Source organism: Pseudomonas sp. 05T35 (assembly GCF_056396605.1).
On sequence record NZ_JBFTLU010000255.1, the window covers coordinates 1 to 6,297 of the forward strand.

Here is a 6,297-nt window from a genome sequence, read left to right on the forward strand (position 1 = left end):
GTACCCGAGGGGCTGTGCAAATGGAGCCCTACAACAAGGACGGCGTCCGGGTCATTGTTCCAGGAAAACTGTCTGCGAGTCCGTCTGCGGTGTTTGACATCGAAGAACGATCCAGCGGGAGTAGCATCAAGCTCCACGAAAGCATGTCCAATGTGCCAATTCGGCCCGGAGATGTGCAGGATGCGGCCAACAAATGCATTTCTGGCTCATAGTTTTTTGGCGATTCCCTCTCGCTCGCTGAATTTGAAATTGGCTGATTGACCGTATCGTCCGATAAACTGTCGCCAATCAGCAGGAGTGCCGTCCAGCCTCGGGCTTGGACGGCACTGTCATTTCTGGAGTGGTCAATGAAGCGAGAGCAAGTAAGAGAGCGGCATGCAGAGGGGCTCATTTCTGCGACGCATGTGATTCAAAACCCGGCAAACTCCGGGGAATGGATTGTGTTCTTCAAGAAAAGTGCAGGGCGCAGCTATTTCCTGGTGGATGAAAATGATGAGGTCGAATCATTCGCTCGGCTGGATGATCTGATCGAGACCGTACGCGGGCTCGGGATCAAATTCGCCGAAATTCACATGTAACGGCCATAGCGTCTTGCCGGTTACTTGCACACCACTACAACGCTGCGGCTCTTGTAGTTGCCAACGTCGACGCCCAGGGTCTTGTCGCTTTCCTTGGTGGCTGGCGTGCCACCGGTGCCAATGATCCGATAGCCGGTTCCAGCGCAGGAATCTTCAGCCATTTGATAACATTTGGCCCAGGAGTTGGCTTCACCCGAGCAGTCGATCGACAGGCCTTGCTCGCCGTTATTCAGATAGGTTTTGGACGCAGTGGCGCAACCGCTCAAGGCCAACACCGCAATCAGAGCCAGATATTTTTTCATGTGAGGGTCGTCATCGAGTGAACAGTGTGTAAGGGCGTGAGTCGCCCTGCAGCGAGATGCTATAGCGAACAACCATTGCGGTACAGACAAACACAAAAAAGCCCTGCGCGTTTGCAGGGCTCTTTCGAGCGGCGRTGTTACTCAGACTTGGCGCCGCGCCGCTTGGGGGCAGGCGGGGTGTCTTGCAGCACCGAGGCCACTTCAATCGCCAATGCCTCTGTGGGGAAAGGCCCAGCGATGTTTTCGCCGCTGACGCTGTCGACCCACCACTGGCCATCTTTGGCTTGATTGATCAGGTAACCGTTTACGCTTTTTGCTGCCGACATCTATCTGCCTCGTTGGCTGGTTCAATCGCGCAATGATAACTGGAAAAGCCCCCCGGTGCGTTCACTGGTCTAAAGTGAAGTCTTTGCGTTGTTCCGTCCGTCTTGGCCTGGAGGCTAATCTGCGTTGTTGCGGAACTATCCGCCGGAATATTTCTCTATGATGGCATCGGTTAGCCAGTGTGGGGCATTGTAAGGTGCTCGCCGGCTGATTAGACTGCGCCGAAACTCGTACACACAGCCCTTTTAAGGACTTTTATGATCAAGAAATGCTTGTTCCCAGCAGCCGGTTACGGTACTCGCTTCCTGCCAGCGACTAAAGCCATGCCTAAAGAAATGCTGCCGGTGGTGAACAAGCCACTGATCCAGTACGGCGTTGAAGAAGCGCTGGACGCTGGTTTGACAGAAATCTCCATCGTGACCGGTCGTGGCAAACGCGCCCTGGAAGACCACTTCGACATCAGCTACGAGCTGGAAAACCAGATCAAAGGTACTGATAAAGAGAAGTACCTGGTCGGCATCCGCAAACTGCTCGACGAGTGCTCGTTCTCCTACACCCGTCAAACCGAAATGAAAGGTCTGGGTCACGCGATTCTGACCGGCCGTCCATTGATCGGCGACGAACCGTTCGCGGTCGTGCTGGCGGACGACTTGTGCGTCAACCTGGACGGCGACGGCGTACTGACCCAGATGGTCAAACTGTACAAACAGTACCGTTGCACCATCGTTGCGATCCAGGAAGTCGACCCTCAGGAAACCCACAAATACGGCGTGATCGCTGGCGACTTGATCGGCGATGACCTGTACCGCGTCCGCAACATGGTCGAGAAGCCAAAGCCGGAAGATGCTCCATCCAACCTGGCAATCATCGGTCGTTACATCCTGACTCCGGACATCTTCAAATTGATCGAAGAAACCGAGCCAGGCAAAGGCGGCGAGATCCAGATCACCGACGCGCTGATGAAACAGGCGCAAGACGGTTGCGTGATTGCCTACAAGTTCAAAGGCACGCGTTTCGACTGCGGTGGCGCTGAAGGCTACATCGAAGCGACCAACTTCTGCTTCGAACACTTCTACAAGACGGGTAAGGCTTACTAAAAGCGCTTCGCTGTTTTGTTCTGAAAAGCCACCTTCGGGTGGCTTTTTCGTTTTTCGGCCCCATGTCAATCGCAGCGCTGACCGAGAAAGCTGCAGCGGGTATGCTTGTGGCCTGCCGAGGAGATTGAAAATGGCCTACGATTTTGACCTTTATGTGATTGGCGCCGGTTCCGGCGGTGTACGAGCAGCGCGCTTCGCTGCAGGTTTTGGCGCGAAAGTCGCTGTGGCCGAGAGCCRCTATCTAGGCGGAACCTGCGTCAACGTTGGCTGCGTGCCGAAGAAGTTGTTGGTTTACGGGGCRCATTTTGCCGAAGACTTCGAGCAGTCGCAGGGCTTTGGCTGGTCGTTGGGCGAGGCGAATTTCGATTGGGCAACGCTGATCGCCAACAAGGATCGCGAAATCAATCGGCTGAACGGTATCTACCGCAATCTGCTGGTCGGCAGCGGCGTAACCTTGCATGAAGGCCACGCCAAAATCGTTGGCCCGCATGAGGTCGAGATTAACGGCGAGCGGCATACCGCCAAGCATATTCTGATTGCCACCGGTGGTTGGCCGCAGATCCCCGAGATTCCGGGGCATGAGCACGCTATCAGTTCCAACCAGGCGTTTTTCCTCAAAGCGCTGCCCAAGCGCGTTCTGGTGGTCGGTGGCGGCTATATTGCCGTAGAGTTCGCCGGGATTTTTCACGGGCTGGGCGCCGAAACCACCTTGCTGTATCGCGGTGAACTGTTCCTGCGTGGCTTCGACGGCTCGGTGCGTAAGCATTTGCAGGAGGAACTGACCAAGCGCGGGATGAACCTGCAATTCAATGCCGACATCGAGCGCATCGAAAAACAGGCCGACGGCAGTTTGAACGTAACCCTCAAGGATGGTCGCGAGTTGCAGGCGGACTGCGTGTTCTACGCCACGGGGCGTCGTCCGATGGTCGACAACCTGGGGTTGGAGAACACCAAGGTCACGCTCGACAAGAAGGGCTTTGTCGAAGTCGACGAGCAGTATCAAACCGCTGAGCCCTCCATTCTGGCGATTGGCGATGTGATCGGTCGCGTGCAACTGACGCCGGTAGCACTGGCGGAAGGCATGGCGGTGGCTCGTCGGCTGTTCAAGCCTGAGCAGTATCGTCTGGTCGACTACAAGATGATTCCCACGGCCGTATTCAGCTTGCCGAACATTGGCACCGTTGGCCTGAGTGAAGAGCAGGCGAGGGATGAGGGTTATGAGGTGCAGATTTTCGAAAGCCGTTTCCGGCCGATGAAACTGACCATGACCGAGTGCCAGGAGCGCACGTTGATGAAATTGGTGGTGGACGCCAAGACCGATAAGGTTCTGGGTTGCCACATGGTCGGCCCGGAAGCGGGCGAGATCGTTCAGGGCCTGGCGATTGCCTTGAAGGCTGGCGCCACCAAACGCGATTTCGACGAAACCATCGGCGTGCATCCTACCGCTGCCGAAGAGTTCGTCACCATGCGCACACCGGTAGCCGGCTAATCGTCTCAGATCAAATGTGGGAGCAGCCGGGCGGCGTTCCGTCTGCTCGCGATGAGGCCATAACATTCACCATTGTGGGTGACTGTTACACCGCTATCGTCGGAGCGCCGCCCGGAGCAGGCTCGCTCCCACAATGCGACTTGGGCTCCGGATCGCTGAAAAGGCTGTTGGCGAATGGATATGGTTTTCTTCTATTGATAGTGCAGACTAATAGCGAAAACCAATTACCAGCATCAGGTTTGCCAATGAGCCATCCGTCGGTTGAGTGCGTAGGATTCACTCCATCAACTTCTCAACCCTGACGGAGAGTCAACGATGCCTATCATCAACAGCCACGTAAAACCGTTCAACGCTACCGCATTCAAAAACGGCGCATTCGTCGAAGTGTCGGACGCCGATCTGAAAGGCAAATGGTCCGTCGTGTTCTTCTACCCGGCCGACTTCACCTTCGTTTGCCCAACCGAGCTGGAAGACCTGGCTGACAACTACGATGCATTCCAGAAGCTTGGCGTAGAAATCTACAGCGTGTCGACCGACACCCACTTTGCCCACGCCGCCTGGCACAACACTTCGCCTGCGATCGAAAAAATCAAGTACACCATGATTGGCGACCCGACCCACGTGATCTCCCGCAACTTCGACGTGCTGATCGAAGAAGTCGGCCTGGCCGACCGTGGCACCTTCGTGATCAACCCTGAAGGCCAGATCAAAATCGTCGAACTGAACGACGGCGGCGTTGGCCGTGATGCTTCCGAGCTGCTGCGCAAAATCAAGGCTGCCCAGTACGTTGCCGCTCACCCGGGCGAAGTCTGCCCAGCCAAGTGGAAAGAAGGCGAGGCCACCCTGGCTCCGTCCCTGGACCTGGTCGGCAAGATCTGAGTCTGTGAGTCGATTGAGGGCGATGAGCTCTTAAACACGTAAACCGCATCGCCCCAAAAAACGCCTGGGCGAATCTGCCCGGGCGTTGTTTTTTCTACCGTATACAAAATGGAAATCGCCCGTATGTTGGACGCCAATCTTAAAGCTCAGTTGAAGTCATACCTGGAACGGGTCACCCAGCCGATCGAGATCGTCGCCTCCCTCGACGACGGTGCGAAATCCCAGGAAATGCTCGCCTTACTCAAAGACGTAGCCAGTCTTTCCCAGCAAATTACCCTGCTCGACAACGGTACCGATGCGCGCAAGCCATCGTTCTCGTTGAACCGCCCAGGAAGCGATATCAACCTGCGTTTCGCCGGTATCCCCATGGGCCACGAATTCACTTCGCTGGTGCTGGCCTTGCTGCAAGTCGGCGGTCACCCTTCGAAGGCCAGTATCGAGGTGATCGAACAGATCCGCTCGCTCAAAGGCGAGTTCAACTTCGAGACCTATTTCTCGCTGTCGTGCCAGAACTGCCCGGACGTGGTCCAGGCGCTGAACCTGATGGCGGTGCTGAACCCGAACATCCGTCACGTCGCCATCGACGGCGCGCTGTTCCAGGACGAAGTCACTGAACGGCAGATCATGGCCGTGCCCAGCATTTATCTGAACGGCGTGAATTTCGGTCAAGGTCGCATGGGCCTGGAAGAAATCATCGCCAAGATCGACACCAGCGCCATCGAGCGTCAGGCCGAGAAGATCAGCGCCAAAGACGCCTTCGACGTACTGGTCGTCGGCGGTGGGCCGGCCGGTGCTTCGGCAGCAATCTACGCCGCCCGTAAAGGCATTCGTACCGGCGTTGCAGCCGAGCGTTTTGGTGGTCAGGTGCTGGACACCATGGCAATCGAAAACTTCATCTCGGTACAGGAGACGGAAGGGCCGAAGCTTGCCGTTGCGCTGGAAGAACACGTCAAGCAATACGACGTCGACATCATGAACCTGCAACGCGCCGACAAGCTGCTGCCGGGCAAAAACGGCGAGCTGCACCAGATCCAGTTCGCCAGCGGTGCTTCACTGAAAGCCAGGACCGTCATCCTCGCGACCGGTGCGCGCTGGCGTGAAATGAACGTTCCGGGCGAGCAGCAATATCGCAACAAAGGCGTGGCGTACTGCCCGCACTGCGACGGCCCGCTGTTCAAAGGCAAGCGCGTTGCGGTGATTGGTGGCGGTAACTCGGGTGTTGAGGCGGCTATCGACCTGGCCGGTATCGTTGCTCATGTCACGCTGCTGGAGTTCGACGTGCAGTTGCGTGCCGATGCGGTGTTGCAGCGCAAGTTGCACAGCCTGCCGAACGTGACCGTGATCACCAGTGCGCAAACCACTGAAGTGACCGGCGACGGGCAGAAGGTCAATGGCTTGCGTTACAAGGATCGTCAGTCAGGCGAAGTATTGAGCGTCGAGTTGGAAGGGATCTTCGTGCAGATCGGTTTGTTGCCGAACACCGATTGGCTCAAGGGCACCGTCGAGCTGTCGCCGCGCGGCGAGATCATCGTCGATAACCGTGGCGAGACCTCGATACCGGGTGTGTTCGCTGCAGGCGATGTAACAACCGTGCCGTACAAGCAGATCGTGATTGCGGTCGGCGAGGG

General features: G+C 56.7%; 7 protein-coding genes and 1 pseudogene. 6 read left to right on the forward strand and 2 right to left on the reverse strand.

Features of this window, described 5'->3' with window-relative positions; all coding sequences use genetic code 11:
• Window positions 1-212, forward strand: a pseudogene (locus tag AC1DH9_RS18920) (hypothetical protein); the annotation flags it as partial.
• 135 nt (window positions 213-347) lie between these two features.
• Complete coding sequence (locus AC1DH9_RS18925) at window positions 348-578, forward strand: hypothetical protein (RefSeq protein WP_123583481.1); 231 nt, start codon at window positions 348-350, stop codon at window positions 576-578.
• Between the two features lie 20 nt (window positions 579-598).
• Here AC1DH9_RS18925 and AC1DH9_RS18930 read toward each other — a convergent pair whose 3' ends face one another.
• Both AC1DH9_RS18930 and AC1DH9_RS18935 read right to left on the reverse strand, forming a co-directional pair.
• A complete protein-coding gene (locus AC1DH9_RS18930) occupies window positions 599-880 on the reverse strand; it encodes a hypothetical protein (RefSeq protein ID WP_427532375.1) in 282 nt (93 codons plus the stop codon).
• A 137-nt stretch (window positions 881-1,017) separates the two neighbouring features.
• Window positions 1,018-1,206: a hypothetical protein gene (locus AC1DH9_RS18935; RefSeq protein ID WP_427537053.1), complete on the reverse strand. Its 189-nt coding sequence runs from the start codon at window positions 1,204-1,206 to the stop codon at window positions 1,018-1,020.
• A 255-nt stretch (window positions 1,207-1,461) separates the two neighbouring features.
• Between AC1DH9_RS18935 and galU the strand changes: the two genes are divergently transcribed.
• The 4 genes from galU to ahpF form a co-directional block, all read left to right on the forward strand.
• Complete coding sequence (galU, locus tag AC1DH9_RS18940) at window positions 1,462-2,301, forward strand: UTP--glucose-1-phosphate uridylyltransferase GalU (RefSeq protein WP_019690034.1); 840 nt, start codon at window positions 1,462-1,464, stop codon at window positions 2,299-2,301.
• A 130-nt stretch (window positions 2,302-2,431) separates the two neighbouring features.
• On the forward strand, window positions 2,432-3,790 hold the full coding sequence (gene gorA / locus AC1DH9_RS18945) for a glutathione-disulfide reductase (RefSeq protein WP_477808576.1): 1,359 nt from the start codon (window positions 2,432-2,434) through the stop codon (window positions 3,788-3,790).
• A 315-nt stretch (window positions 3,791-4,105) separates the two neighbouring features.
• Window positions 4,106-4,669: an alkyl hydroperoxide reductase subunit C gene (gene ahpC, locus AC1DH9_RS18950; RefSeq protein ID WP_054597722.1), complete on the forward strand. Its 564-nt coding sequence runs from the start codon at window positions 4,106-4,108 to the stop codon at window positions 4,667-4,669.
• A gap of 123 nt (window positions 4,670-4,792) precedes the next feature.
• Window positions 4,793-6,297, forward strand: a 1,505-nt coding sequence (ahpF, locus tag AC1DH9_RS18955; RefSeq protein ID WP_477808577.1) for an alkyl hydroperoxide reductase subunit F, incomplete at its 3' end; no start/stop codon positions are given.